General features: G+C 73.7%; 26 protein-coding genes. 14 read left to right on the top strand and 12 right to left on the bottom strand.

The window, feature by feature from the left end; all coding sequences use genetic code 11:
• Window positions 1-27: 27 nt before the first annotated feature.
• Entirely contained in the window at window positions 28-639 is a 612-nt protein-coding gene (locus ACFQ9Z_RS15185) for a peroxiredoxin-like family protein (protein ID WP_383016558.1), read from the bottom strand.
• Window positions 640-707: 68 nt separating this feature from the next.
• On the opposite strand from ACFQ9Z_RS15185, the gene ACFQ9Z_RS15180 reads away from it, so the two are divergent.
• The gene (locus ACFQ9Z_RS15180; protein WP_383016555.1) at window positions 708-1,322 is read left to right on the top strand and encodes a TetR/AcrR family transcriptional regulator C-terminal domain-containing protein; all 615 of its coding nucleotides are present in this window, start codon (window positions 708-710) and stop codon (window positions 1,320-1,322) included.
• A gap of 69 nt (window positions 1,323-1,391) precedes the next feature.
• Here the strand turns inward: ACFQ9Z_RS15180 and ACFQ9Z_RS15175 are convergent, their stop codons facing one another.
• From ACFQ9Z_RS15175 to ACFQ9Z_RS15165, 3 genes are all read right to left on the bottom strand, one after another.
• Window positions 1,392-2,312, bottom strand: a complete 921-nt coding sequence (locus tag ACFQ9Z_RS15175) for a class I SAM-dependent methyltransferase (protein WP_383016552.1) — start codon at window positions 2,310-2,312, stop codon at window positions 1,392-1,394.
• Between the two features lie 110 nt (window positions 2,313-2,422).
• Window positions 2,423-2,767, bottom strand: coding sequence for a hypothetical protein (locus ACFQ9Z_RS15170; protein ID WP_383016549.1), 345 nt, complete (start codon window positions 2,765-2,767; stop codon window positions 2,423-2,425).
• Window positions 2,768-2,777: 10 nt separating this feature from the next.
• Window positions 2,778-3,467, bottom strand: a complete 690-nt coding sequence (locus tag ACFQ9Z_RS15165; protein WP_383016546.1) for a hypothetical protein — start codon at window positions 3,465-3,467, stop codon at window positions 2,778-2,780.
• Window positions 3,468-3,559: 92 nt separating this feature from the next.
• Between ACFQ9Z_RS15165 and ACFQ9Z_RS15160 the strand changes: the two genes are divergently transcribed.
• The gene (locus ACFQ9Z_RS15160) at window positions 3,560-4,582 is read left to right on the top strand and encodes a magnesium and cobalt transport protein CorA (protein ID WP_383016543.1); all 1,023 of its coding nucleotides are present in this window, start codon (window positions 3,560-3,562) and stop codon (window positions 4,580-4,582) included.
• Window positions 4,583-4,636: 54 nt separating this feature from the next.
• Here ACFQ9Z_RS15160 and ACFQ9Z_RS15155 read toward each other — a convergent pair whose 3' ends face one another.
• Window positions 4,637-5,116 carry an ATP-binding protein gene (locus tag ACFQ9Z_RS15155; protein WP_383016540.1) on the bottom strand — a complete coding sequence of 160 codons (480 nt, stop codon included), beginning with the start codon at window positions 5,114-5,116 and terminating at the stop codon, window positions 4,637-4,639.
• A gap of 133 nt (window positions 5,117-5,249) precedes the next feature.
• On the opposite strand from ACFQ9Z_RS15155, the gene ACFQ9Z_RS15150 reads away from it, so the two are divergent.
• The 8 genes from ACFQ9Z_RS15150 to ACFQ9Z_RS15115 all read left to right on the top strand — a co-directional run bounded on the left by ACFQ9Z_RS15150 (window position 5,250) and on the right by ACFQ9Z_RS15115 (window position 11,681).
• Window positions 5,250-5,822: a phosphatase PAP2 family protein gene (locus tag ACFQ9Z_RS15150; RefSeq protein ID WP_383016537.1), complete on the top strand. Its 573-nt coding sequence runs from the start codon at window positions 5,250-5,252 to the stop codon at window positions 5,820-5,822.
• Between the two features lie 89 nt (window positions 5,823-5,911).
• On the top strand, window positions 5,912-6,343 hold the full coding sequence (locus ACFQ9Z_RS15145; RefSeq protein WP_383016534.1) for a phage holin family protein: 432 nt from the start codon (window positions 5,912-5,914) through the stop codon (window positions 6,341-6,343).
• The gene (locus ACFQ9Z_RS15140) at window positions 6,340-6,798 is read left to right on the top strand and encodes a DUF3618 domain-containing protein (RefSeq protein ID WP_383016531.1); all 459 of its coding nucleotides are present in this window, start codon (window positions 6,340-6,342) and stop codon (window positions 6,796-6,798) included. The genes ACFQ9Z_RS15145 and ACFQ9Z_RS15140 overlap by 4 nt, the downstream gene beginning before the upstream one ends.
• A 4-nt stretch (window positions 6,799-6,802) precedes the next feature.
• Window positions 6,803-7,069 (top strand): DUF4235 domain-containing protein, encoded by a 267-nt coding sequence (locus ACFQ9Z_RS15135; protein WP_383016528.1) that lies wholly within the window; start codon window positions 6,803-6,805, stop codon window positions 7,067-7,069.
• A 363-nt stretch (window positions 7,070-7,432) separates the two neighbouring features.
• Window positions 7,433-7,696, top strand: a complete 264-nt coding sequence (locus ACFQ9Z_RS15130; RefSeq protein ID WP_383016525.1) for a hypothetical protein — start codon at window positions 7,433-7,435, stop codon at window positions 7,694-7,696.
• A 52-nt stretch (window positions 7,697-7,748) separates the two neighbouring features.
• Window positions 7,749-8,135 carry an SRPBCC family protein gene (locus ACFQ9Z_RS15125; RefSeq protein WP_383016522.1) on the top strand — a complete coding sequence of 129 codons (387 nt, stop codon included), beginning with the start codon at window positions 7,749-7,751 and terminating at the stop codon, window positions 8,133-8,135.
• Window positions 8,136-8,878: 743 nt separating this feature from the next.
• The gene (locus ACFQ9Z_RS15120) at window positions 8,879-9,805 is read left to right on the top strand and encodes an SDR family oxidoreductase (RefSeq protein WP_383017169.1); all 927 of its coding nucleotides are present in this window, start codon (window positions 8,879-8,881) and stop codon (window positions 9,803-9,805) included.
• 178 nt (window positions 9,806-9,983) lie between these two features.
• Window positions 9,984-11,681: a RecQ family ATP-dependent DNA helicase gene (locus ACFQ9Z_RS15115; RefSeq protein ID WP_383016519.1), complete on the top strand. Its 1,698-nt coding sequence runs from the start codon at window positions 9,984-9,986 to the stop codon at window positions 11,679-11,681.
• Here the strand turns inward: ACFQ9Z_RS15115 and ACFQ9Z_RS15110 are convergent.
• Window positions 11,603-12,130 carry an STAS domain-containing protein gene (locus ACFQ9Z_RS15110; protein WP_383016517.1) on the bottom strand — a complete coding sequence of 176 codons (528 nt, stop codon included), beginning with the start codon at window positions 12,128-12,130 and terminating at the stop codon, window positions 11,603-11,605. The two genes, ACFQ9Z_RS15115 and ACFQ9Z_RS15110, sit on opposite strands and share 79 nt — an antisense overlap.
• Window positions 12,131-12,245: 115 nt before the next feature.
• Here ACFQ9Z_RS15110 and ACFQ9Z_RS15105 point away from each other — a divergent pair, with 115 nt between their 5' ends.
• Together ACFQ9Z_RS15105 and ACFQ9Z_RS15100 are read left to right on the top strand one after the other, a co-directional pair.
• Window positions 12,246-12,575, top strand: a complete 330-nt coding sequence (locus tag ACFQ9Z_RS15105) for a helix-turn-helix transcriptional regulator (protein ID WP_383016514.1) — start codon at window positions 12,246-12,248, stop codon at window positions 12,573-12,575.
• Window positions 12,576-12,744: 169 nt separating this feature from the next.
• The gene (locus ACFQ9Z_RS15100) at window positions 12,745-13,170 is read left to right on the top strand and encodes a DUF6003 family protein (RefSeq protein WP_383016511.1); all 426 of its coding nucleotides are present in this window, start codon (window positions 12,745-12,747) and stop codon (window positions 13,168-13,170) included.
• Between the two features lie 49 nt (window positions 13,171-13,219).
• Here ACFQ9Z_RS15100 and ACFQ9Z_RS15095 read toward each other — a convergent pair whose 3' ends face one another.
• The 4 genes from ACFQ9Z_RS15095 to ACFQ9Z_RS15080 form a co-directional block, all read right to left on the bottom strand.
• The gene (locus ACFQ9Z_RS15095) at window positions 13,220-13,612 is read right to left on the bottom strand and encodes a DUF2267 domain-containing protein (protein ID WP_383016508.1); all 393 of its coding nucleotides are present in this window, start codon (window positions 13,610-13,612) and stop codon (window positions 13,220-13,222) included.
• An 80-nt stretch (window positions 13,613-13,692) separates the two neighbouring features.
• Window positions 13,693-14,190, bottom strand: a complete 498-nt coding sequence (locus tag ACFQ9Z_RS15090; RefSeq protein WP_383016504.1) for a hemerythrin domain-containing protein — start codon at window positions 14,188-14,190, stop codon at window positions 13,693-13,695.
• 66 nt (window positions 14,191-14,256) lie between these two features.
• On the bottom strand, window positions 14,257-14,901 hold the full coding sequence (locus ACFQ9Z_RS15085; protein WP_383016501.1) for a transglycosylase SLT domain-containing protein: 645 nt from the start codon (window positions 14,899-14,901) through the stop codon (window positions 14,257-14,259).
• A 257-nt stretch (window positions 14,902-15,158) separates the two neighbouring features.
• Window positions 15,159-16,577, bottom strand: a complete 1,419-nt coding sequence (locus tag ACFQ9Z_RS15080; RefSeq protein ID WP_383016498.1) for an MFS transporter — start codon at window positions 16,575-16,577, stop codon at window positions 15,159-15,161.
• 263 nt (window positions 16,578-16,840) lie between these two features.
• On the opposite strand from ACFQ9Z_RS15080, the gene ACFQ9Z_RS15075 reads away from it, so the two are divergent.
• Together ACFQ9Z_RS15075 and ACFQ9Z_RS15070 are read left to right on the top strand one after the other, a co-directional pair.
• Window positions 16,841-17,770 carry an amidohydrolase family protein gene (locus ACFQ9Z_RS15075; RefSeq protein WP_383016494.1) on the top strand — a complete coding sequence of 310 codons (930 nt, stop codon included), beginning with the start codon at window positions 16,841-16,843 and terminating at the stop codon, window positions 17,768-17,770.
• Between the two features lie 161 nt (window positions 17,771-17,931).
• Window positions 17,932-20,013 (top strand): SpoIIE family protein phosphatase, encoded by a 2,082-nt coding sequence (locus tag ACFQ9Z_RS15070; protein ID WP_383016491.1) that lies wholly within the window; start codon window positions 17,932-17,934, stop codon window positions 20,011-20,013.
• 84 nt (window positions 20,014-20,097) lie between these two features.
• Here the strand turns inward: ACFQ9Z_RS15070 and ACFQ9Z_RS15065 are convergent, their stop codons facing one another.
• Complete coding sequence (locus tag ACFQ9Z_RS15065) at window positions 20,098-21,099, bottom strand: DMT family transporter (RefSeq protein ID WP_383016488.1); 1,002 nt, start codon at window positions 21,097-21,099, stop codon at window positions 20,098-20,100.
• Complete coding sequence (locus ACFQ9Z_RS15060; protein WP_383016485.1) at window positions 21,096-21,701, bottom strand: TetR/AcrR family transcriptional regulator; 606 nt, start codon at window positions 21,699-21,701, stop codon at window positions 21,096-21,098. The genes ACFQ9Z_RS15065 and ACFQ9Z_RS15060 overlap by 4 nt, the downstream gene beginning before the upstream one ends.
• Between the last annotated feature and the right edge of the window lie 37 nt (window positions 21,702-21,738).

Genomic DNA, 21,738 nt, shown 5'->3' with positions numbered 1-21,738 from the left:
ACGCACCGCGAGTGATCCCCGCAGTGGTCAGACGCCGGACCCCGGCGGCCGCTCGGCGGCCGTCGGGTTGTCCGCACCGGCCGCCAGTCGCAGCAGTTCGTCGACCGGCCACTGGTCGTAGGCGTGCTCGCCGTACTTGCACGCGAGCACACGGCCGTCGGGTGCGATGAGGAAGTCTCCCGGGAGCCCGAGCCGGCCGCCGTGCGGGCGGGTGGAGGGCAGCCGCTCCCGTCCGCGCACGACGTTCCAGGCGCCGCTGACGACCGCCCGCACGACGGGCAGCCACACCCGCGGGTCGAGCAGCGCGCGCGGTGCCCGCTCCACGCCGAACTCCGTGTAGAGCCGCCTGTCCGGGTCGGCGACCACCGCGAACGGCAGATCCGCCGCGTGCGGCGCCAGTTCTTCGGCCGGCGAGTGGAACACCACCACTTCCCGCACACCGGCGGCCTCGATCTCCCGGTGCCGCAGCACCACCGTCCGCAGGTGCAGGTTGCAGACCGGGCATCCGGCGAAGCGCCGGAACTGCAGGTGGATCAGCCGACCGGGGTCGGGAAGGACGACCCGGTCCCCCGACACGGCGGTGAGCTCGCGCCGCGCGACGACGACTTCGGACTTGCCCGGGGTCGGGACCATGCGCATGCCTCTTCTCCGTAGGCGTACGACGTACGCCTACCAGCGTAGGCGTATGCCGTACGCTGTCAACCGTCATGCCACGACCGCGTTCCCTCACCGCACACCAGATCGCCTCGGCCGCCCTCGCCGTCATCGACCGCGACGGGCTGGCCTCGCTGTCCATGCGCGCCGTCTCCCAGGAGCTCGGCACGAGCACGATGGGGCTCTACCGGTACGTGCGGGACCGCGAGGACCTCGAGAGGCTCGTCGTCGAACGCGTACTGGGCGAGGTGGACACCGAGCCGCCCGACCCCGGCGCGTCATGGCGTGACCAGGTCGAGGTCATGGCACGACGCCTGCGCGACACCGTGAGCGCCCACCCGGAGGTCGTCCCGCTGACCGTCGTCCACCGGCACCACTCCCCCGCCGTGCTTCGCTGGGCGGAGACCGTGCTTTCCGTCCTCACGGCGGCCGGGATCGACGGCGAGCGGCGCGTGATCGCCCTGCGCGCCCTGCTCGCCTACCTCATCGGAGCCATCCAGCTCGAACATCTCGGCCCGCTGGCCGGACCGGGAACCACGGCGATCACCCGGCTGCCGGCCACCGACTTCCCCCACATGAGCGCGACCGCCCGCACCGCCCGGCACGTGGACGCCGACCAGGAGTTCCTCGCCGGGCTCCGGCTCCTGCTGGACGGGCTCGCCGCCTGACCCGCCCGCACGCGCGCGTGCACGTCGGACCCGGGGCCCGGTCAGCGGCTGCCCGCGAAGGCGGCCCGGTCAGCGGCTCTCCGCGACGGCCACGCGACCCGACCGCAGGGACGCCCGCCCGCGCACCGGGCCGCCGAGAGCGTGTGCGAGGGCCAGGAGGTCGTCGTCCGACACCACTCGCAGTCCGTGCCCCGCGAGCAGCGCGGCCATCCGCCGCGGCCGCCACAGCGAGCGCCACGGCTCGCCCGCCGTGACGGAAGCCCCGAGCACGTGCGTCAGCAGCCGCCCCGCGGCCGCCTTCGCCGACGGCGCCTGGTAGTTGACGACGAGTGAGCTGCCCGCGACCGTCCGGGCCGCGAGTGCGGCCACCGTCGCACGCACCTCCGCGCGCGTCAGGTAGGGGACGACCCCCTCCCACAGCCAGGTCGTCGGCGCGGAGGGATCGTGTCCGGCGGCGTCCAGCGCGGCGCCGAGGTCGTCGACGGCGAAGTCGACCGGCGTGAACCGCACGCAACGGGCGACGGCCGGGAGCCCGGCGGCCGGTACGCGACCGTCCTCACCCGGTCCGCCGAGCGCCGCCGCGGCCTCGGCGAGGCGGGCACGCTTGTCCTGCTGGGAAGCCGGATGGTCGACTTCCCAGACATCCGTGCGCGCCAGGCCCGGCAGCCGCCACGCGCGTGTGTCCAGGCCGGCGCCGAGGATCACGAGCTGGCCGGTCATGCGGGTGCGCAGGGCCCCGTCGATGGCGGCCGTCCGCGGCACGACCACCTCGGCGCACGCCCGCACGCTCTCGTACACGAGGCGCTCCCGCCGGCCCTCCGGCGGGGTGTTCGCGCGTACCTCGTCCACGGGCACGCGCTCCGCGGCGCGCAGCAGCCCTACCGCGACCGGATCCGCGAACCGGTCCGTGGCCGCCCTTCCGTCAGCGGCCGCCCGCCCCTGGCAGACCAGTACCGCCGTCCGGCTCGCCGCACGCCCGCTTCCGCCCATGGAGCCACATTCAACACCAGGCCCACCCCCCTCGGCGGCCGGTCCACCGCTCGGCCCGGAACCGCCGGCCGTGCACCGCTCGGCCCGGGCGGTGCGCCACGACCGGGCTGTCAGTTCCAGCGCACGGCGTGGAACAGCGTGGCGTCCTCGGGGTCGTTGACGCCGCACTCCCCGACGGTGGTGCCGCTCACGGCGACCGAGCCCGGAACGCACGCGTTCCCGCCGCCGGCCGGCACACCGAGATCGGTCGCGTCGCCGTTCGAACTCCACTGCACGGCACGCGGGTCGAGTCCGCCCTTGGTCGACTCGCCGACGGCGACCCCGAGGTTGCTGACGGCGGTGGCCTCGCCACCGTCGTCGCCGCCGAGTGCCGGCAGAGCGCTGACCGTCCCGTCGGCCTTCCAGCGGACCGGAACGAGTCGCCGCGGCCCCGTCGCGGTGCTGACACCGGACATACCGACGACCTCACCGTTGTCGTTGAGGCCGTTGGCCCGGCCGGCGGTGCCGCCGGGCAGCACGGGCAGTTCCTGCGCCGTGCCGTCCGGGTTCCACCGCACCGGGCGCAGGCGGAGGGCGGGACTGAGGGACGCCGACGGCCACCCCGGAGCTGTTGACCCCCAGGGCCCATGCCTGTCTGTCGCCGGGGAGCGAGGGCAGGACCGTGGCGCTGCCGTCGGGACTCCAGCGCGCGGCCCGTCTGAGGCCGCTGGTCGCGTCGTAGGTCAGCCCGGCGATGAAACAGTTGCCGCTGACGGCCTGCGCCACGCCGCCCTTGCCACCCGGTGGCGCACCGAGGCGGGTGACCGTTCCGTCCGCGTTCCAGCGCACCGGTTCCTGGCCGTCGGAGCCGGTCGCGTCGCCGACGATCACGCCGGCGTCGTCGACGGCGAGAGCCTCGCTCCCGGTGCTTCCCTTGGGGCTGGTCAACCGGCTGATGGCGCCTTGCGGGTCCCACCGTGTGGCGTAGGTGGCGTTGGCGGAAAGACGGGCCCAGCCGACCGTCAGACCCTCGCTGTTGACCCCGGTCGCGCTGCTCTGCCTGCCGCCCGGAAGGGTGCCGAGGTCGGTCGTGACCGCGGACGCGGGTGCGGCCGGCGCGATGACCGCGGTCGCCGCCAGGAGGGCGCCCCATGCTGTGTGCCGAGGAGGTCTCATGACCGCGAGCCTGATCGACACCGCACCCCGGTCACAACAGGATCTTGCGCCGGAAACCGGCACCCGGCGGTGATTTCCTCAGGTCGCGGCGCATGGAACGCGCCGGCGGAAGCACCCGTGAGGGCATGGAGTGCGTGATCTACCAGGAGAAGACCGGTGAGAGCGAGCACATCGACTGCCGGCGGGCGGACGGCGACTGCGAGGGCGCCCTGGAGCGTCTGGCCGTACTGAAGCCGGACGAGTTCGCCTGGATTCGCATGGACGAACCCCGCGAGGAGGAGCTGCAGAAGCTGGGCGAACACGTGAAGCTCCATCCGCTGGCGATCGAGGACGCGGTCCAGGCGCGGCAGCGGCCGAAACAGGAGCGCTACGGCGACGTGCTCGCGGTGGCCCTGAAGACGCTGTGGTTCGTCGAGCGGACGGCGGACGTGGAGACCGGCGAGGTGATGATCTTCCTCGGCCCGTCCTTCGCGCTGACGGTCCGGCACGGTGCGGACGATCCCACGGCGGAGGCGGCGCGCCGGCTCGCGGAGCAGCCGCAGATGGCCCGGCTCGGGCCGGTCTGCGTACTGCACGCGGTGACCGATGTGATCGTCGACGCCTACGCCGAGGCCGCCGTCCAGGTCCGCACGGACCTCACGGAACTGGAGCGGTGCGTGTTCTCGTCCGCCCGCGACGACCTGACCGAGCAGATCTACTCGCTCAAACGCGAAGTGGTGGAGTTCCGCGACGCGGTGCAGCCGCTGGTTCCGGTCGTGGAGCCCTTCACCAAGCCGCGCGACGGCTGGCCGGCGCAGGTCGTGCCGTACTTCCGTGACGTCGCCGACCACCTCACCCGCACCGACACCGAGGTCCGCGCCCTCGACGACCTGCTCGCTTCCGTCCTGGACGCCCATCTCGCGAAGGTCGGCACCTGGCAGAACGATGACATGCGCCGCATCAGCGCGTGGGCGGCGGTCTTCGCCGTTCCCACCACGGTCACCGGCATCTACGGCATGAACTTCGCCGACATGCCGGAACTGGACTGGCGCTACGGCTACCCGTGCGCGCTCGCCGTGATGCTGCTCGGCGCCGGGCTGCTGTACCGGGTCTTCCGCCGCAACGGCTGGCTGTGACAGCCGGCCGGCGCCGGGCCGCGCCCGAGTCCCGCCCCGGTGGCTGAAGTCGGGCTACTGGGGCCGGCGCCCGGACACGGCGCCGCCGGGGTCGTCGGCCAGGGCGATACGCGCGGTGACGCGCTTGCCGACCGGCTCCCGCTGCGCTTCGAAGCCCTGGGCGACGGCCATGACGATCTCCAGCCCGTGCTGGCCCACCCGGCCGGCGTCCGCGGCTCTGGCCATGGGCAGCACCGGATCGGAGTCCCACACCATGACCTCGACCGTGTCACCGGTGACGCGCAGGTCCAGCAGCACCGGGCCGGGTGCGTACTTCCGGGCGTTGGTGACCAGTTCACTGACCACCAGTTGGGTGAGGTCCATGGCGCGCTGCGAGACGGGCAGCCCGTGCTCGGTCTGCACGCGGGTGAGGAACTCCGCGGTCAGATGGCGGGCTTGCCCGATGTCCGCGCCGTCCCCGTCCAGGGCGACCGTGGTCTGCACGGTCCACTTCCCCGGCGTGGTGCCGTCCTCGCCCAGCGGCAGTGGTTCCATGGCGGCCATCTTCTGCACCCCGTTCGTCCCTCGCGCGTATACCCGCGTCGGTCATGGGTGACGCCAGATACCCGGGTGCCGGATCCGTCTCGCCCCGACATCACCCGCGGCCGGCCCCCGGATCCGCGTGGGCATGGAACGACGGCGCCTGGGATACCTGCTGTTCATGATGGTGTTGGCGGGGTTGCGTGAGACGGATCGGCGTCTGACCCGGAGGATCGCCGCGTGCGCCGGACCGGGCGTGCACCGGACGTTGTCGGCGGTGGAGGAGTGCGCGCAGGGCACCAAGCTGTGGTGCGGCGCGGCGGCGGTCATGGCCGCGACGGGAGGCCGGCGCGGGCGTCGCGCCGCCGGGGCGGGCCTGGCGGCGCTGGGCGTGGCGCAGTTGGTCTCCAACGGGTTGTGCAAGCGACTGGCGGACCGGCCCCGGCCGCCGAAGGAATGGATACCGCACGACGAGGTGGAGGACCGGCCCGACTCCTCCTCGTTCCCCTCCGGGCACACCGCGGCCGCCGCGGCGTTCACGGCCGCGGTGCTGCCCGCGTGGCCGGCGGCGGGCGTCCTGTGCGCGGTGCCGGCCGCCCTGGTGGCGGTGGAGCGCGTGCAGAGCGGGGCCCACTATCCCAGTGACGTCGCCGCCGGGGCCGTGATCGGGCTGGCCGCCGCATGGCTCGTGCGGCGGCAGCGGGCGAATTGGGTGTCCTGAACTGGCCTGTTCGGGGTACCCGCCCGCTCAACGGGGGCGCCGAGGGGCGCTTCCCGCAGGACGGAGTCGGTACGAAGGAGGTGATCCCCATGTCGTCCAGTACGCAGCCGCGTCAGGGCCTCGGCCCCGAGACGGCGGGGCCGGAGCCCGTGGGCGAGCTGGTGCAGCGCGCCTCGCAGCAGTTGACGGAACTGGTGCGCGGTGAACTGCGCCTGGCACAGGCGGAGATGAAGGAGAAGGGCAAGAAGTACGGCAAGGGCGGCGGGCTGTTCGGCGGCGCCGGCCTGGTCGGGTTCCTGATGCTTCAGGCCCTGGTGAGCACCGTGATCGCCGCACTGGCGGTGGCGCTGCCGGTGTGGGCCGCGGGCCTCATCGTGACCGTGGTCCTCGCGGTGGTCGCCGGGGTGATGGCGCTGACGGGGAAGAAGGAGTTCGCCGAGGCCGCGCCCCCCGCGCCCGAGGCGACGATCGAGAACGTGAAGGCCGACGTGGCCGAGATAAAGGAGAGTGCGCACCGATGACCCAGCCGCCTCATGACGAGCCGACCGCCGAGAGCCCCGACGAGCTGCGCGAGCAGGTCGAGAACACTCGCCGGGAACTCGGAGACACGGTGGAGGCGCTCGCGGCCAAGGCCGACGTCAAGGCCCGTACCAAGGAGAAGGCCGCCGAGGTGAAGGACCAGGCGGCCGTCAAGGCGGGCGAGTTGAAGGAACGGGCCGCGCTCAAGGCCGGGCAGGCCAGGGCCGCGGCCGCCCAGGCGGTCTCGCGTGTGCAGGAAAAGCTGCCCGACCCGGTCAGGGAGCAGGCCGCGCAGGTGGCCGGGCAGGCCGGCCAGGTGTGGGAGGAGAAGGTGCCCGAGCCGGTGCGGGCCAGGACGGCCCAGGGCGCGCGGATGGCGCGGGACAACCGCGGCCTGGTGCTCGCCGCCGCCGGAGCGGTCACGGTGCTGTGGCTGATGTGCCGCCGGAAGGGATGACGCGGTGAAGGCATCCAAGATCGCCTACAAGCCGGTCGGTCTCGCCCTGGGCGCCGTCAGCGGCATGCTGGCCGGCGGCCTGTTCAAACAGGCGTGGAAAGTCGTCGGTCACGACGACGACGCCCCCGACGCCACGGACGAGGACCGCGGCTGGCGCGAGGTTCTGCTCGCCGCGACACTGCAGGGCGCGATCTTCGCGGGCGTCAAGGCGGCCGTGGACCGTGCGGGCGCGGTCGCCACTCGCCGGCTGACCGGCGCCTGGCCGGGCTGACCGGCCGACGAGGGGGCGGGGCCGGTGAGTTCTGCCGGCCCCGCCCGCCGCGTTCACCGCGAAGCGGCGCAGGAGAACCCGAGCGACCAGCGCTGTGCGGGACCCCCGGTGCAGGCCGCGGTCGAAACGCGGTCGTTCGCCGTCCGGGCGGGGCACGTGCGGCTGACCATGTTCCTGATCAGCGCGGGCTGGATCTCGGCCGCCACTCGTTCGGGTGGCGCGAAACCGCGCCACCCGTCTCGGCCGGCCCCGGTGGAGCCGTTCCGGCCACTCGGGCGCCCGCCGGGAGATGCGGCCGGCCCGGCGGGCCGCGATGGTGGAAGCGCTGAGCACCACCCCCGCGACGCGATGAGGAACGTCTACATGGACAAGTCCAAGCTCATCGAGATGACCGCCCGCCGCCAGGCCGAACGCGCTGCCGACGGTCAGCTCGGCACGGACGAGGTGGGGCGGGTCCTCGACACCCTGTTCGGCACGGTGGAGCACGCGGGCACGATCGCCGAGGTACTCAAGGTCCAGGAGACGGTCACCCTCGGCAGCTTCGGCAGCTTCCACGTCGCCGACGGAACGGCCGCGTTCCGGCCCGGCAAGGCCCTCACCGAATACCTGCGGGACCAGACCGGGTGAGCGCCGGCGGCGCCCGGGCGTCCTCCCGCGCACGGTGTCCCGCGGGTGCGTCGTGGGCCGCCTGACCCTGCGCGCCACCGGCCCGGCCGCTCCCGGGACGGTCTGGCGGCGCTACGCGTGCGTCGATCGCTGGCCGTCCTGGTCCCCGCAGATCAGAGCCGTGCACACGCCCGATCGCAGGCTGACCGCCGGCATGAGCGGAACGGTCGAGTCGGTGGCGGGGTTCCGCGTCGCCTTCGTCGTCGAATCCGTCGACCACGACCGGCGCACCTGGACCTGGCGGGTCCGGCTGGGCCCGGCCCGGCTCCGCCTGCGCCACGACGTGCGGGCACACGGGCGGGGCAGCACGACGAGCCTCACGATGCACGGCCCGTGGCTGGTCCTGACGGCCTACGCCCCGCTCGCCCGGCTCGCCCTGCGCCGCCTGGTGCGGCCCTGACCAGGCAGGCGGCATACGCCCGGCGCCGCGGGCCTCGGCACACGCCCGGCGCTCCGGGGCCCGCTCGCGCGTAGCCGGGAGTCGGCGTGGTACCCGCGCGGTCCGGGGCCCGGGCACACCCGCCGGTCACTCGATTCGTGTCGGTCCCACCTCGGCCCTGGACATCGCCATGCCACATGACCTCGCCACCGTCCACACCGCCATCGCACGGGAGACCAGTGCCCTCGCCGAACGGCTCTGGCGGATCGCGCTGGACCTGCACGCGCATCCGGAGCCCGCCTTCGAGGAGCACCGTTCGGCCGCCCTGCTGATCGGGGAACTGGAGGCCGGCGGCTTCACCGTCGAGCGCGGTGTCGCCGCCATGCCCACCGCCTTCACCCGGCGATCCATCCGTTCGTCGCCATCCTGGACTCGACGCCTCGGACCACACCCCCGAGTTCGCCGCCGCGGCGGCCGGTCCCCGGGGCCGGGCCACCATGCTCGCCGCCGCCGAGGCACCGGCGTGCACCGCGGCCGACGTGCTGCTGGAGCCCGGCCTGGCCGACAGCGCCTGGTCGGACCTGCGCCTGAAGGCGGTGGCGGGCCGTTGACCCGCACACCGGGGCCGCCGTCCCCGCCGCCGGCGGACCACCGCTCGGCCGAACGGACCAAGCACCGCGGGCCGGACGGCCCGGGCCGGGTAGGTGAGCCGGAAGGGCGCCGCCCGCCGCCTTCCAGAGGAGCGAGGACCCCAAGTGCGTGAGATCTCCGTCACGGCCGGGCACCGCCGTGGCACCGGCGCACCGCTGCGCGGACGGATCGCGGTGGTGACCGGGGCCGCGCGTGGGGTGGGCGAGGCGCTGGCCCGGCGCCTGTCCGATGCGGGCATGAACGTGGTCCTGCTCGGACGCGAGGACGAGACCCTGCGCCGGGCTGCCGCTGCCCTGCCGAACCGGACCCTCTGCGTCGAGGCCGACGTCACCGACCGCGCCGCCCTCGAGAGCGCCGCCCGCCTGGTGGAGCGGGAACTGGGCCCGGCGAGCGTGGTCGTGGCCAACGCCGGCATCGCGGCCGGCGGTCCGTTCGCGGACACGCCCGCGGACCTGTGGCAGCGGGTCGTCGACGTCAATCTCGTCGGCGCCGCGAACACCGCCAGGGCCTTCCTGCCGCAACTGGCACGCACACGAGGCTACTTCCTGCAGATCGCCTCCACGGCCGCCTTCGGCTCCGCGCCGATGATGAGCGCCTACTGCGCCTCCAAGGCCGGTGCGGAGTCGTTCGCCCTGGCTCTGCGCGGCGAGGTCGAACCCGATCACATCGGCGTGGGCGTCGCGTACCTGCACTGGACCGGCACCGACATGGTCGCCGGCATCGACGACCACCCCGTGCTGAGCGCCCTGCGCCGCAACCAGCCCCGGTTCGCGCGCCGCGTCCACAGCCCCGACCAGGTCGCCGGCTGGCTCGCCTCCGGCATCGCCCGGCGCGCCCGGTCCGTCTACGCGCCACCGTGGCTGCGCTGGTGCCAGCCGCTGCGGCCGCTCTTCCCGGCCGTCGTCGCCCGGATCACCCGACGCGAACTGCGGCACCACTCCCCCGCCGAACTGGCCTCCGATCTCGGGGTGCTGGGCGCCGGCGGACGCGCCGACTGGGACGCCTACCGGTCCGCGGGCCGGCCCGCCGACCAGCCGTAGATCCACGGCACGGGCGGCCCCCGGTCGTCCTCCCGGGCCGGACTCGCACGCCACGGGCGGGCCTTTCGTACCCGCCGCACCGCGTCGCACCGCGTGTTTGCCGGGAACGCACCAGGTGACCCGGGCAGCGCCGCGTTCCGGCGGCGCCCCGTGGATCACCGATGGATGGATCGCACACATGACCGAGGACGGACGACGGACGGGCGGACGGTCGGCGACCCGGCGTCTGCGCGAGACCGCTGCCGAGGTGTTCGGCTGGGACGAACTGCGTCCCGAGCAGCTCACCGCCATGCGATGGGTGCTGGAGGGACGGGACGCACTCGTCGTCATGCCGACCGGGTCCGGCAAGTCCGCCGTCTACCAGGTTCCCGCGCTGCTGCTGCCCCGGCCGGTGGTGGTCGTCTCGCCCCTGCTCGCACTGCAGCGGGACCAGATCGCCGGGCTACCCGGTGGCGACCGCGGCCCGGGCGCGGTGGCCGTGAACTCCGACCTCGGTGCGGCGGAGACCGAGGCCGCGTGGGAAGCGGTCCGGGAAGGCGCGGTGCGCTATGTGTACCTGTCTCCCGAGCAACTGGCCAACGACGAGGTCGTGGGGCGGCTGGCCGAGGTGCGCCCCAGCCTCTTCGTGGTGGACGAGGCCCAGTGCGTGTCGTCCTGGGGCCACGACTTCCGGCCCGACTACCTGCGACTCGGCCAGGCGGTACGACGGCTGGGCAGGCCGCCCGTGCTCGCGCTGACCGCGACCGCCGCGCCCCCGGTGCGGCAGGACATCGTCGAGCGGCTGGACATGGAGCGGCCACGCCAGCTCGTCACCGGTTTCGACCGCCCCAACATCAGACTCCAGGCACACCGCCACCTGGAGGACGCCGAGCGGCGACGCGTGGTCGTCGAGGAGGCCGCCGCCGCCGCGAAGCCGGGCATCGTCTACGCGGCGACGCGGAAGGACAGCGAGTCGTACGCCGCGGAACTGGCCTCCCTCGGGCTCGCCGCCGAGGCCTACCACGCGGGTCTGCGCGCCGCCGAACGCCGGCGCGTCCACGAGGCGTTCCTGGCGGGCGACACGGACGTCGTCGTGGCCACCTCGGCCTTCGGCATGGGGATCGACAAGGAGAACGTGCGGTTCGTGCTGCACGCCTCGCTGCCGGGCTCCCTGGACGCCTACTACCAGGAGATCGGGCGCTGCGGCCGCGACGGGCGGCCCGCCCTGGCCGTACTGCACTACCGGGCCGAGGACACCGGGATGCAGGCGTTCTTCAGCAGTCGCACGGTGCGGCCGGAGTCCGTGGACGAGGTCGTGCGGGCGGTCCACGACAGTTCCGGCGATCCCCCTGACCTGGACGAGCTGCGGCGCGACGTGGGGATGTCCCGGGCCCGGGTCACCACGGCCGTGAACCTGCTCGAGGAGGCCGGCGCGGTGGTCACGGACGGCTTCGGCGCCATCCGGCCGGCCTCGGGCATGAAGCCGTCGAGCGCGGTGCGGCGGGCCGCGGACAGCGCGCAGGCGCACAAGCGGATGGACCGGTCCAGGGTGGACATGGCCCGGGCGTACGCCGAGGCGACCGGCTGCCGGCGGCGCTTCCTCCTCGGCTACTTCGGCGAGCGGTACGGGACGGTGTGCGGAAACTGCGACGTGTGCGACGAGCAGGAGGCCGCCGGCGCGGACGGGACGGGCGAGGAGCGGCCCGCGAACGCGGGCTCGTATCCGGCCGGGGTCCCGGTGCGGCACGCCCGGTGGGGCCGGGGCACCGTGCTGAGCGAGGACGGGGACCGTATCACCGTGCTCTTCGACGAGGTCGGTTACCGGACGCTCTCCCTGGACGCCCTGGCCGACCGGGAGCAGCTGCTGACGGTGGTGAGCAGGCCGGACGGGGAGTGACCGGCGGCCGGGGTGCGGTCCCCGGCGCCCGGCCGCCGCGCCGGCCTGCGGCACATGTGCGGGGCGTCGAACAGCTCGCGGGCGCCGACGAGCTCGAGCAGCCGCTCGACGGCCGGGCCGACCGCGCCGATCGTGACGGTCTTGCCCTGGCGCAGGGCCTGCTGCCGCAGGTCCAGCAGGACGCTGAGGCCCGCGCAGTCGCAGAAGCCGAGTCTGCTGAGGTCCAGGTCGAGGCCGCAGGCCGAGCCGGCGAGCGCGGTGTGCAGCCGGTGGCGCACACGACGGCCGGAGTTGAGGTCGAGTTCACCACGGACCGTGACGCGGGTGCGGCATCCCCTCGCCGTGGAGGTGACGACCACGGAGCCCGGCGGTACCGGATCCCGGCCCTCCGGCACGCCCGCCGAGGGGCGTGGCAAGAGGGGCTTTCCGTGGTGGGCCGACTCGCGCATGGCTCCCTCCGTCATCTGTTCGACGCGTTGCTCGGCAACCAAAGTACGTCAATCGATGCCTGAAAAAAAGTACGTGTTTTTGGATGCGTGAAGCCGTAACCAGTAAACTCGGAGCATGGATGGAGTGCCCGAGCCACACAGCGGATGGACGTTCCTCACGAACCATGCCCGCGTACTGGCCGCCATCGCGGACGACCACAACGCCCGCATCCGCGACATAGCCGCCCACTGCAGGCTCACCGAACGCGCCGTGCAGAAGATCATCACCGACCTGGAGCAGGACGGATACCTGTCCCACACCCGTCAGGGGCGCAGCAACACCTACCGGATCGACCCCAGCCGGATCCTGCGCCACCCGGCGGAGGCCGGCATCGGGCTGACCGTGGCCTCGCTGCTGTCACTGCTCGCCCAGGACGACGCCGACCGAACGGTGCGGTACGACTAGACGGGCCGGTCCGGGCCGCGGACCCCGCCCGCCGCGGCCGCCCCTCGTGCGTACACGTGATCGGTGCGCCATCCTCCGGGGTGAGTGAGCGGTGCCGATGCGGGCAGAGCGAGTGGGGAGGGGATAGTGATGGGATCCCTGCCGAGCTGTTGTGAGAAAGGTGCCGACCATGGCCGACGAGGCCCTGCTGTTCGTTCTCCCGGAACGTCATCCGCGTCTGGGTGCGGCCTTGTCCGCGGTCGGTGAGCTGGAGTGCGCCGACAGCCCCGCGGTGCAGGGCTGGCTGCACGCCCATGGACTCCCCGCCTCCTCCGAGCACGTCAGGATCCTCCCGGCCGGGTCCGAGGTGCTCGTCCCCGAGGAGGCGGAGCGGCTGCCGGTCCCCCTCAGCGAGGAGGAGACCCTGCGGGTGGAGCACGCCTGTGCGCCGAGGTCCGTGACGGACCTGGAGACCGAGCTGCTCAACTTCCGGGACACCACCCAGGACTGGCAGTCGCTGGTCCACCGTGCCCTGACCGCCGGCATCCCCGCGCCGCGCATCGCACAGCTCACCGGCCTGGATCCGCAGGAGATCGTCCAGGCCGTCGGCGACTGATCAGCGGCCGCACTCCGGAACACGGCGCCCGGGCGGGCGGCCGGGCCGGTCAGCCGGGTTCGGTGCGGCCGAACAGGCCGGCGTGGCCCGGCGGCAACTGCGTGAGCACACGGCGCAGCAGCGCCTGGTCCGCCACCTCGGCGAGGGTGGGCAGCACGGCGTCGATCTCGCGTCTCGCCTCGGCGAGGTCCTCGTTGCTGCGGTCGGCCACGGCCTCGACGAACGACGCAGGCGTCAGCGGCTCGCTGGCCGGCGCGCTCGCGGTCAGCAGTGCTCCGCAGCCGCCGGGCAGGAGCGCGGCCAGGTCCGTGCGGTCGTCGCCCACCAGGTGGGCGCCGAGGACCTCCAGCACGTTGCGCACGGCTCTTGCCCCCTGCTGCGGCCCGTCGTAGCCCGCGCGTTCGGCGACCTGGGTGAGGAAGGTGTCCAGGGTCCAGTTCATGACGGCCTCCTGTCGTGGGTCTCTCCTCCGCGGCGGCCGGGACGATCCCGTCGCCGGGTGTTCACGAAGCAGGCGGGACATCACAGGGGTGCGGCGTCGTGGACCATGCGGTGCACGTTGGCGACGCTGCCGCACCGCGCCGTCAGCAACTCGGCCTCCGTCCGGGCGAAGCCGGCGCCGAGTTCCTCCCGGCACCGCCGACTGAGGCTCTCCCGTACCCGGTTGACCAGGGTGCGCTCCTCGGCGTCCGTGTGCCGGGCGGTGGCGGAGGCCAACTGCTGGAGCCTCCAGTCCCATTCGGCGGAGCCGATCCGGCCCACCTGGAGGAGTGCGAAGAGAACCTTGACGGCTTCCCGGTGCGCGGCCTCGACGTGCTCGACGGTGTCGGCGTCCTCGAACGTCTCCAGCACGGGGTGCACGGAGGCTCTCCCGGCCTCACCGTGCGCGATCATCAGGTGGGCGAAGTCGTGCAGCGCGCCCTGTCGATCGGCCTCCGTGCTGCGCATCAGGCGGAGCAGGTCCTCCATCGTCCGGTGATCCTCCAGGATCATCTCGACGACGTCCTGAGTCGGCGTCATGGGATGCACCTCCCTGTAGGAGTGACTTTCACATCCCGTTACCCGCGCCCTCACCCAGGATGCTCTTTATGCCCCGTTTGCCCGATTCCGGCTGGCCGGCCGCGTCGTCGCGGCCCGGGAAGCCGGGGCGTCCGGGCCGGCGACCGCCGCGAGCGCCCTGGCCGAACGGTGGCGGTTGGCCCGCAGGCGGCGGAGGTAGGACCGGGCCATGGGGCCCGGGGGCACACCGCGGGCGAAGGCCCGCATGTTGCGCTCACCGGCGTTGTAGCCGAGGGCGAGGAGTTCGTCCCGGCTGTACCGGCGCACGTGCCGCCCCGGCAGCCGCCGGTCGAGGTCCTTCAGGTGCAGGGCCGCTGCCCGCACGGCGAACGCGGGGTCGTCGCGCAGGTCCTCCCACCGGCCCGTCAGACCGTGCGCGCGCCGCACCTCCTCGAACGTCGCCCGGTGCATGTTGGCGATGCCGAAGGAGGCCTCGGGCTTCCACCAGTGCCACAGCCGCTCCAGCAGCGGGTGGTGGGGCTTGTACGCCTCGTTGTGGAGCACTCCCATCAGCAGCAGCGCCGACACCCCGGCCTCCTCGGCGCCGCGCACGACGAGCGCGGCGTAGTCGCCCGGGTCGTACCCGCCCGGCCGCAGCGGCGGCGTCGGGGCGTCGTCCCGGCCGGCCGGCCGGGACGGTCCTCCCGGCGCCGCGATCGTTTCCCGCGTCATCCCCTGCCCACTCTCCCTGGTCGAACCGGCGGACGCGGCGGGGCCCGTCCGGGCTCCGCCGCCGTGACGTCCGCTTGCCCGCGCGGTGGTGCCTCAATCCACCGCCCGCCGCGCCGGCGGGCACGCCACGGCCCCCGGCGGCGGAACGCGAGCCGGGGGCCGAAAGGCGAGGCACGGGCCGGGTGAGCGGCGGGAGCAGAGGCTCCGGGGCCACGAGGCGCGGGCCGGGTGAACGGCGGGAAGAGAGGACTCCGGGGCTACGGAGCGACCGCGGAGGAGGCCGCCGGGGCGCGCGCGCCGTCGCCCGCCGACGCGGCCTCGCCCTCGTCGAGGGAGACGTCCTTGGTCTCCTCCCCGAGGAAGAGCGCGACCAGCGTCAGCACCGCCATCGCGGAGAGGTAGACGCCGACCAGCCAGGGGGATCCGCCGCCGGCCTTCCACAGCGCCACCGCGATGAAGGGGGCGACGGCCGCCCCGAGGATGGAGCTGACGTTGTACGAGATGCCGGATCCGGTGTAGCGCACGCTCGTCGGGAAGAGCTCGGGCAGGAGCGCGCCCATCGGGCCGAACGTCATGCCCATCAGCGTGAAGCCGAGCACGAGCCACAGGACGACGCCGAGCGTGCCCAGACCGATCAGCGGCACCCAGACCAGCCCGAAGACCACGATCGCGGCGGTGACCCACAGCAGGGTGGCCCGTCGGCCGTACTTGTCGGCGAGCGGGCCGGAGACCAGGGTGAACACGGCGAAGAACAGCACGCCGAAGATCATCATCAGTACGAACGTGGTGTAGCTGTAGCCCAGGCCCGGCACGGCGGCGTCCTTCGGGGTGCGGCCGTAGCTCAGCGAGAACGTCGTCATCAGGTAGAAGAGCACGTACGTGGCCAGCATGAAGAAGGTGCCGAGGACCAGCTGCTTCCAGTGGCCGCGGACCACGGTGGCCAGCGGCAGCTTGCGCACCTTGCCGGTCTCGCGGGTCTTGGCGAACACCGCGGACTCGACGAGCCGCGACCGCACCCACAGGCCGATGGCGACCATCACCGCGGAGAACAGGAACGGGATGCGCCAGCCCCAGCTGACGAAGGCGTCGGAGGGCTGTGTGGGGTCGCCTCCGGCCGCTGACGGGAGCAGGGCGCCGATGATCAGGAAGAGACCGTTGCCGATGATGAAGCCGAGCGGGGCTCCCAGCTGCGGGAAGGTGCCGTACAGGGCGCGCTTGCCGCGGGGCGCGTTCTCGGTCGCGACCAGCGCGGCGCCGCTCCACTCGCCGCCGAGCGCGAAGCCCTGCGCGAGCCGCATGAGCACGAGCAGCGCGGTGGCGATCCAGCCGGCCTGGGCGTAGGTGGGGAGAACGCCGATGAGCAGGGTGGCGAGGCCCATCGTCAGCAGCGAGACCACGAGGGTCCGCTTGCGGCCGAGCCGGTCGCCGAGGTGCCCGAAGACCACGGCGCCGATCGGGCGGGCGACCATCGCGGCGCCGAACACCGCGAAGGACGACAGGAGGGCCGTGGTGGGGTCGCCGCCCGGGAAGAAGAGGGAGGGGAAGACCAGGACGGCGGCGGTCGCGTAGACGTAGAAGTCGTAGAACTCGATCGTCGTGCCGATGAGACTGGCGATGAGGACGCGGGACCGCGAATTGACGGGTGTCTGGGCGGAGCCTGTGGCTGGTGCGGGCATTGCTCGGTCTTTCGCGCGCGAGGTGGAGATCGGTTGCCGAGGGCCCGGATCACGCACGTGTCCCCTCGCCGAAAGACCGTGCGACCTGTGCGGGCGATGCAAACGATCTCATTTGTCTTGCTTTCTGAAAAGCAAGTACCACGATGTGAGATGCGAGGTCCTCGACCAGGCCCGCGGCAGAGGTTCCGTGGTCCCTCACTGCCCGCAGGGGGTGGACTCGGGCCCCCATCGGAGCCGATGGTGGGGGCATGAATGATCACCGCATGCCACTCGGGGCGACCGGTTCGCGAGGTCCGGCCGGTGACGTGACCTCCGGCGGGGACGAGGCCGGGGAGGTCCGTCGTTTCTGGCGCCGGCTCGGGCTTCCCGGGCTGATCGACGTCCACACGCACTTCATGCCCGAACGCGTCCTGCACAAGGTCTGGGACTACTTCGACGAGCAGGGACCGCTGACCGCCGGCCTGGAGTGGCCGATCACCTACCGGAAGGCGGAGGAGGAACGCACGGCCCTGCTGCGCCGGTTCGGTGTCCGGGCCTTCACGTCGATGCTCTACCCGCACAAGCCCGGCATGGCCCGGTGGCTGAACGGCTGGGCGGCCGACTTCGCCCGGCGCACCCCCGACTGCCTGCACACCGCCACGCTCTACCCCGAGCCCGGCGTCGAGAGCTACGTCCGTGAGGCCGTCGACGCGGGCGCCCGCGTGTTCAAGGCACACGTGCAGGTCGGGGCGTACGACCCGGCCGACGAGCTGCTCCGGCCGGCCTGGGCGGCGCTGGCGGAGGCCGGGGTCCCCGTGGTGATCCACTGCGGTTCCGGGCCCGCGCCGGGCGAGCACACCGGTCCCGGACCGGTCGCCCGGGTGCTGGCGCGCCATCCGGGGCTGCGGCTGGTCGTCGCACACCTGGGAATGCCCGAGTACGAGGACTTCCTCGGACTCGCCGAGCGGTACGACCAGGTGCGGCTGGACACGACGATGGTGTTCACCGACTTCACCGAGAAGCTCATGCCGTTCCCGCGGCGGGCCCTGTCCCGGCTCGCCCGGCTCGGCGACCGCGTCCTGCTCGGTTCCGACTTCCCCAACATCCCCTACGCGTACGCGCACCAGTTGCACGCCCTGGAGCGCCTCGGTCTCGGACGGGACTGGCTGCGGGCGGTCTGCCACGACAACGCGGCGAAGTTGTTCGGGCTGTGAGCATGATGGACACGCCCCGTTCACTCCGCCGGGGGCGGAGTCCGGCCCGCGGCCGGCGCGGGCCGCCCGCCCCTCCGGCGGGGCGGTGGAGGCGGCGCGCCGCCTCTGCACGTGCTGTGCTGTAGGGGGTTCCTCCGCGGCGAGGGAAGGGAGCGAGCCCGATGAGCCGAGCCGAGCAGCGCCCGCGGTGGGCGGCGGACCGCGTGGAGAGCACCGTCGCGGAGCCGAGCGGGTTGCTGGACCTGCTGGGTGTCGCGGCGGTGCTGCTGGAGGCCGACGGCCGTATCGACATGTGGAGCCCACAGGCCGAGGAGCTGTTCGGCTACGCCGGGGAGGAGGCGGTCGGGCAGTACGCGGCGCCGCTGCTGCTGCACCCGGAGCACCGCGACGCGGCGATCAGGCTCTTCGCCGAGGTGATGGAGTCCGGCCGGGGCTGGGCTGGGGCGTTCCCCGTCCGGCACAAGGACGGCCGTACCCGCATGGTGGAGTTCCGCAACATGCGGCTCACGGACCATCTGGGCGACCACTACGCCCTGGGCCTGGCCACCGACCGTGCCACGCTGCGGCAGGTGGAGCGCAAGGTGGCGCTGTCCACCCGGCTGGTGTCGCAGGCGCCGGTCGGACTGTCGGTCCTGGACAGCGAGCTGCGGTACCTGGACGTCAACCCTGCGATGGCCAAGATGCACGGACTGTCCGAGGCGGAGCACGTGGGCCGCAGCTTCCGGGAGGTCCTGCCCGGTGAGCCGTTCTCGGGCGCGGAGTCCGCGATGCGGGAGATCCTGGCGACCGGCGTGCCCGTCGTGGACCGGCAGGTGGTGGGCCGCACCCCGGCCGACCCGGACCACGACCGCGCCTGGGCGGTGTCGATGTACCGGCTGGAGGACACGCACGGGCACGTGCTGGGCATCGCCAACGTGGTGGTGGACGTGACCGACCGCTACGAAGCCGGCCGGCGAGCGGACCGGGCGCAGCAGCGGCTGCGGCTGATGGCGAACGGTTCGGCCCACATCGGCACGACCCTGGAGGTGGAGCGGACGGCGCGGGAGCTGGCCGACGTCGTCGTGCCGGATCTGGCCGACATGGTCGCGGTGGACCTCCTGGACTCCGTCCTGCAGACGGGCCGCGCGGAACTGGGCGAGGGCCCCGCCCAGTTCCGCGCCATGGCGGTCAAGACGGCCTATCCGAGCGAGGCCGCCGAGGCGATCGTCGCGCCCGGCTGCCTCACCACGTACCACGCGGACCACCCGGCGGCCCACTGCGTCCGCACCCGCAGGCCGCTGCTGATCACCCACGTGGGCAGCGGCGGCCACGGCCGCATCGCCGCCGACGCCGGCAAGGCCGGTCTGCTCGCCCGGGCCGGTGTGCACACCGACATGGCCGTCCCGCTCATCGCCCGGGACAACGTCATCGGCGTGATGGGCCTGGCGCGCGCCCGCAACCCCCAGCCGTTCGACGAGGACGACCTCGCCCTCGCCTGCGAGCTCGCCTCGACCGCCGCGCTGAGCATCGACAACGCCGTCCTGCACGAGCACATCCGCAGCGCCGCCGAGACCCTCCAGCGCAGCCTGCTCCCGCGTCTGCCGGCCCGCCATCCCGGCCTGGAGGTGGCCGCGCGCTACCTGCCCGCCCAGGCGTTCAGCCAGGTGGGCGGCGACTGGTACGACGTGATCCCGCTGGACGGCGACCGCACCGTGCTCACGGTCGGCGACGTGATGGGCAGCGGCATCGACGCCGCGACCACCATGGGCCGGCTGCGCACCGCCACCTCCACACTCGCCGATCTGGACCTCGACCCGGCGCGCGTCCTGGCCCACCTCGACAGGATCACGCTCGGCCTCGACCCCTACATCGCCACCTGCCTGTACGCCGTCTACGACCCCCGCCGCACCCGGCTGCACCTGGCGTCCGCCGGTCACCTGCCCCCGGTCCTGGTCCGGGCCGGGCGGCCGCCCGAACTGCTGGACCTGCCCACCGGAGTTCCGCTGGGGGTCGGCGGCGCGCCCTTCGACACCACGACCCTCGCCCTGGACCCCGGCGACCAACTCGTCCTCTACACCGACGGCCTGGTCGAGACCCGCGACGACCCCATCGACGACCGCCTCGGCGCCCTGCTGCGTCTGCTGGCGGAGCCGGGCAGCACCGTGGAGGAGACCTGCGACCGGCTCCTGGGGCGGCTGCGGCACTCGACCGGCCACGACGACGTCGCCCTGCTCGTGGCCCGCGCGCGGCCGCTCGCGCCGTAGCCGACGGAGACGGCGCGGCGCGACCCGCGCCTCCGGGCGCGCACGGGAGCGCACGGGAGCGCCCCCCTGCGCTTCCCCCGGCCCTCAGCCGGGCCCGCTCCCGGCCGTGTGCGCCGGGGCCGGCACGGGCGCCTCGTCCGGGCGGCTGACCGCGTCCCGCTTCCTGGCGCCGGCGCGTGTCGGTGCGGTGAGGAGGGCGAGGCACATGATGACGAGCGCGACGCCCGTCCAGCCGAGAGCGGGGAGCCGTTCGCCGACGACGAGGACCGCGAGGACGGCCGCGACCGCCGGTTCGAGCAGGGACAGGGTGGTGGCCGTGCTCGCCGACACGTGCGCGAGCCCCCAGCCGAAGAGGACGTAGCCGGTGAACATCGGGACCAGCGCCATGTAAAGGCCGACGGCCGCGCCGGTCCAGGAGTGCACGAGCGGGGCGCCGGTCGCCAGCAGGACGGGGACCAGGAGCAGCCCGCCGAGTCCGAACACCGCGCCCATCGCCGCGCGGGAGGGTGTCCCACGGGTGATCAGCCGGTGCGCGGCCCAGGAGTAGAGGGCGTACGTCGCGGCCGCCACGAGCCCCAGGCCGACTCCGAGCAGCATGCCGGCCACGGACCGCCGCCCGGTGCCGTCGGAGGCGCGGGACGCTTCCGCGACGCACAGCGAGGCCGTGCCGAGCAGGCCGAGGCAGGCGGCGAGCGTCCAGCGGCGCGTGAGGCGGCGCCGGTCCACGGCCCGCTCGATCACCGCCGAGGCCAGTGGGGCGGTGCCGATCGACACCACGGTGCCCACGGCGACCCCGGCCAGGCGCATGGAGCTGTAGAAGGCCAGCGGGTAGACGGCCACCGAGACGGCGCCGAGCAGCACCGTGCCGCGCCGGGCGCGCAGGCGCGGCACGCTGCGGAGGGTCGGCCGCGCGGCGAAGAGCGCCTGCAGGAGCCCGCCGATCCCCATGGCGACGGCGCCGATGGCCAGCGGGCCGACTTCCGGCGCGAAGGTGGCGGCCGTTCCCGTCGTGCCCCACAGCACGGACGCCGCCAGCACGCACAGCGTTCCCGTGCCCGCGGACCGGCCGCGGCCGGCGCCGTTCACAGCCGGTCCAGCAGGCCCGCGGCGAGCGCGCGGGCGTGCCGCAGGCGCTCGCCGTCCCCTTCGAGGCCGGCGCGCGCCATCGCGCCCTCCAGGAGGAAGGACAGGTGCTCGGCCGTCGCGCGGGCCTCTTCGGGGCGGCCGGGCAGCAGCTCGTCCAGGTGCCCGGCGATCAGGCGCTCGACCTCCTCCTTGTGGGCGCGGACCACGGCCCGGCCCTCGTCCCCGGCGGGCAGCTCGGCGGCGGCGTTGAGCAGGCCGCAGCCGCGGAAACCCCGCTCGTACGCGTACGCGGCGTGGTCCGCGTACGCGTCGAACACCGCCAGGACGCCGTCTCTGGGCCCCCGGGACGGCTCCAGCCGCGCCCGGTACAGGCCGAGCCACTCCTCGTGCCGGGCGTCGAGGTAGGCGCGGACCAGCTCGGCCTTGGAGGAGAAGTTGTTGTACAGGCTCATCTTCGCGACGCCGGCCTCGGCGGTGATCGTGTCGATGCCGGTCGCCGCCACGCCGTCGGCGTAGAAGCGCCTGGCCGCTGCCTCCAGCAGCCGCTCCCGCGCCGGGCGCCGCCTGCCGCGGGTCGTCGAACTCGTGTCGGTCTCGCCCATGACCATCCAAACTAGGTAGGTAGGTCTACCTAGATTA

Origin of the sequence: Streptomyces sp. NPDC056580, assembly GCF_042793175.1 — a bacterium.
In the GTDB taxonomy this organism is placed as follows: domain Bacteria; phylum Actinomycetota; class Actinomycetes; order Streptomycetales; family Streptomycetaceae; genus Streptomyces.
The sequence above is the reverse complement of the archived record's forward strand: the minus strand, read 5'-3'. Positions and strand labels throughout refer to the sequence as shown.

Coding starts and splice junctions, on each gene's coding strand:
- ACFQ9Z_RS15185 (WP_383016558.1), bottom strand. CDS start 639: ATGCGCATGGTCCCGACCCCGGGCAAGTCCGAAGTCGTCGTCGCGCGG.
- ACFQ9Z_RS15180 (WP_383016555.1), top strand. CDS start 708: ATGCCACGACCGCGTTCCCTCACCGCACACCAGATCGCCTCGGCCGCC.
- ACFQ9Z_RS15175 (WP_383016552.1), bottom strand. CDS start 2,312: ATGGGCGGAAGCGGGCGTGCGGCGAGCCGGACGGCGGTACTGGTCTGC.
- ACFQ9Z_RS15170 (WP_383016549.1), bottom strand. CDS start 2,767: ATGTCCGGTGTCAGCACCGCGACGGGGCCGCGGCGACTCGTTCCGGTC.
- ACFQ9Z_RS15165 (WP_383016546.1), bottom strand. CDS start 3,467: ATGAGACCTCCTCGGCACACAGCATGGGGCGCCCTCCTGGCGGCGACC.
- ACFQ9Z_RS15160 (WP_383016543.1), top strand. CDS start 3,560: ATGGAACGCGCCGGCGGAAGCACCCGTGAGGGCATGGAGTGCGTGATC.
- ACFQ9Z_RS15155 (WP_383016540.1), bottom strand. CDS start 5,116: ATGGAACCACTGCCGCTGGGCGAGGACGGCACCACGCCGGGGAAGTGG.
- ACFQ9Z_RS15150 (WP_383016537.1), top strand. CDS start 5,250: ATGGAACGACGGCGCCTGGGATACCTGCTGTTCATGATGGTGTTGGCG.
- ACFQ9Z_RS15145 (WP_383016534.1), top strand. CDS start 5,912: ATGTCGTCCAGTACGCAGCCGCGTCAGGGCCTCGGCCCCGAGACGGCG.
- ACFQ9Z_RS15140 (WP_383016531.1), top strand. CDS start 6,340: ATGACCCAGCCGCCTCATGACGAGCCGACCGCCGAGAGCCCCGACGAG.
- ACFQ9Z_RS15130 (WP_383016525.1), top strand. CDS start 7,433: ATGGACAAGTCCAAGCTCATCGAGATGACCGCCCGCCGCCAGGCCGAA.
- ACFQ9Z_RS15115 (WP_383016519.1), top strand. CDS start 9,984: ATGACCGAGGACGGACGACGGACGGGCGGACGGTCGGCGACCCGGCGT.
- ACFQ9Z_RS15110 (WP_383016517.1), bottom strand. CDS start 12,130: ATGCGCGAGTCGGCCCACCACGGAAAGCCCCTCTTGCCACGCCCCTCG.
- ACFQ9Z_RS15105 (WP_383016514.1), top strand. CDS start 12,246: ATGGATGGAGTGCCCGAGCCACACAGCGGATGGACGTTCCTCACGAAC.
- ACFQ9Z_RS15100 (WP_383016511.1), top strand. CDS start 12,745: ATGGCCGACGAGGCCCTGCTGTTCGTTCTCCCGGAACGTCATCCGCGT.
- ACFQ9Z_RS15095 (WP_383016508.1), bottom strand. CDS start 13,612: ATGAACTGGACCCTGGACACCTTCCTCACCCAGGTCGCCGAACGCGCG.
- ACFQ9Z_RS15090 (WP_383016504.1), bottom strand. CDS start 14,190: ATGACGCCGACTCAGGACGTCGTCGAGATGATCCTGGAGGATCACCGG.
- ACFQ9Z_RS15085 (WP_383016501.1), bottom strand. CDS start 14,901: ATGACGCGGGAAACGATCGCGGCGCCGGGAGGACCGTCCCGGCCGGCC.
- ACFQ9Z_RS15080 (WP_383016498.1), bottom strand. CDS start 16,577: ATGCCCGCACCAGCCACAGGCTCCGCCCAGACACCCGTCAATTCGCGG.
- ACFQ9Z_RS15075 (WP_383016494.1), top strand. CDS start 16,841: ATGCCACTCGGGGCGACCGGTTCGCGAGGTCCGGCCGGTGACGTGACC.
- ACFQ9Z_RS15070 (WP_383016491.1), top strand. CDS start 17,932: ATGAGCCGAGCCGAGCAGCGCCCGCGGTGGGCGGCGGACCGCGTGGAG.
- ACFQ9Z_RS15060 (WP_383016485.1), bottom strand. CDS start 21,701: ATGGGCGAGACCGACACGAGTTCGACGACCCGCGGCAGGCGGCGCCCG.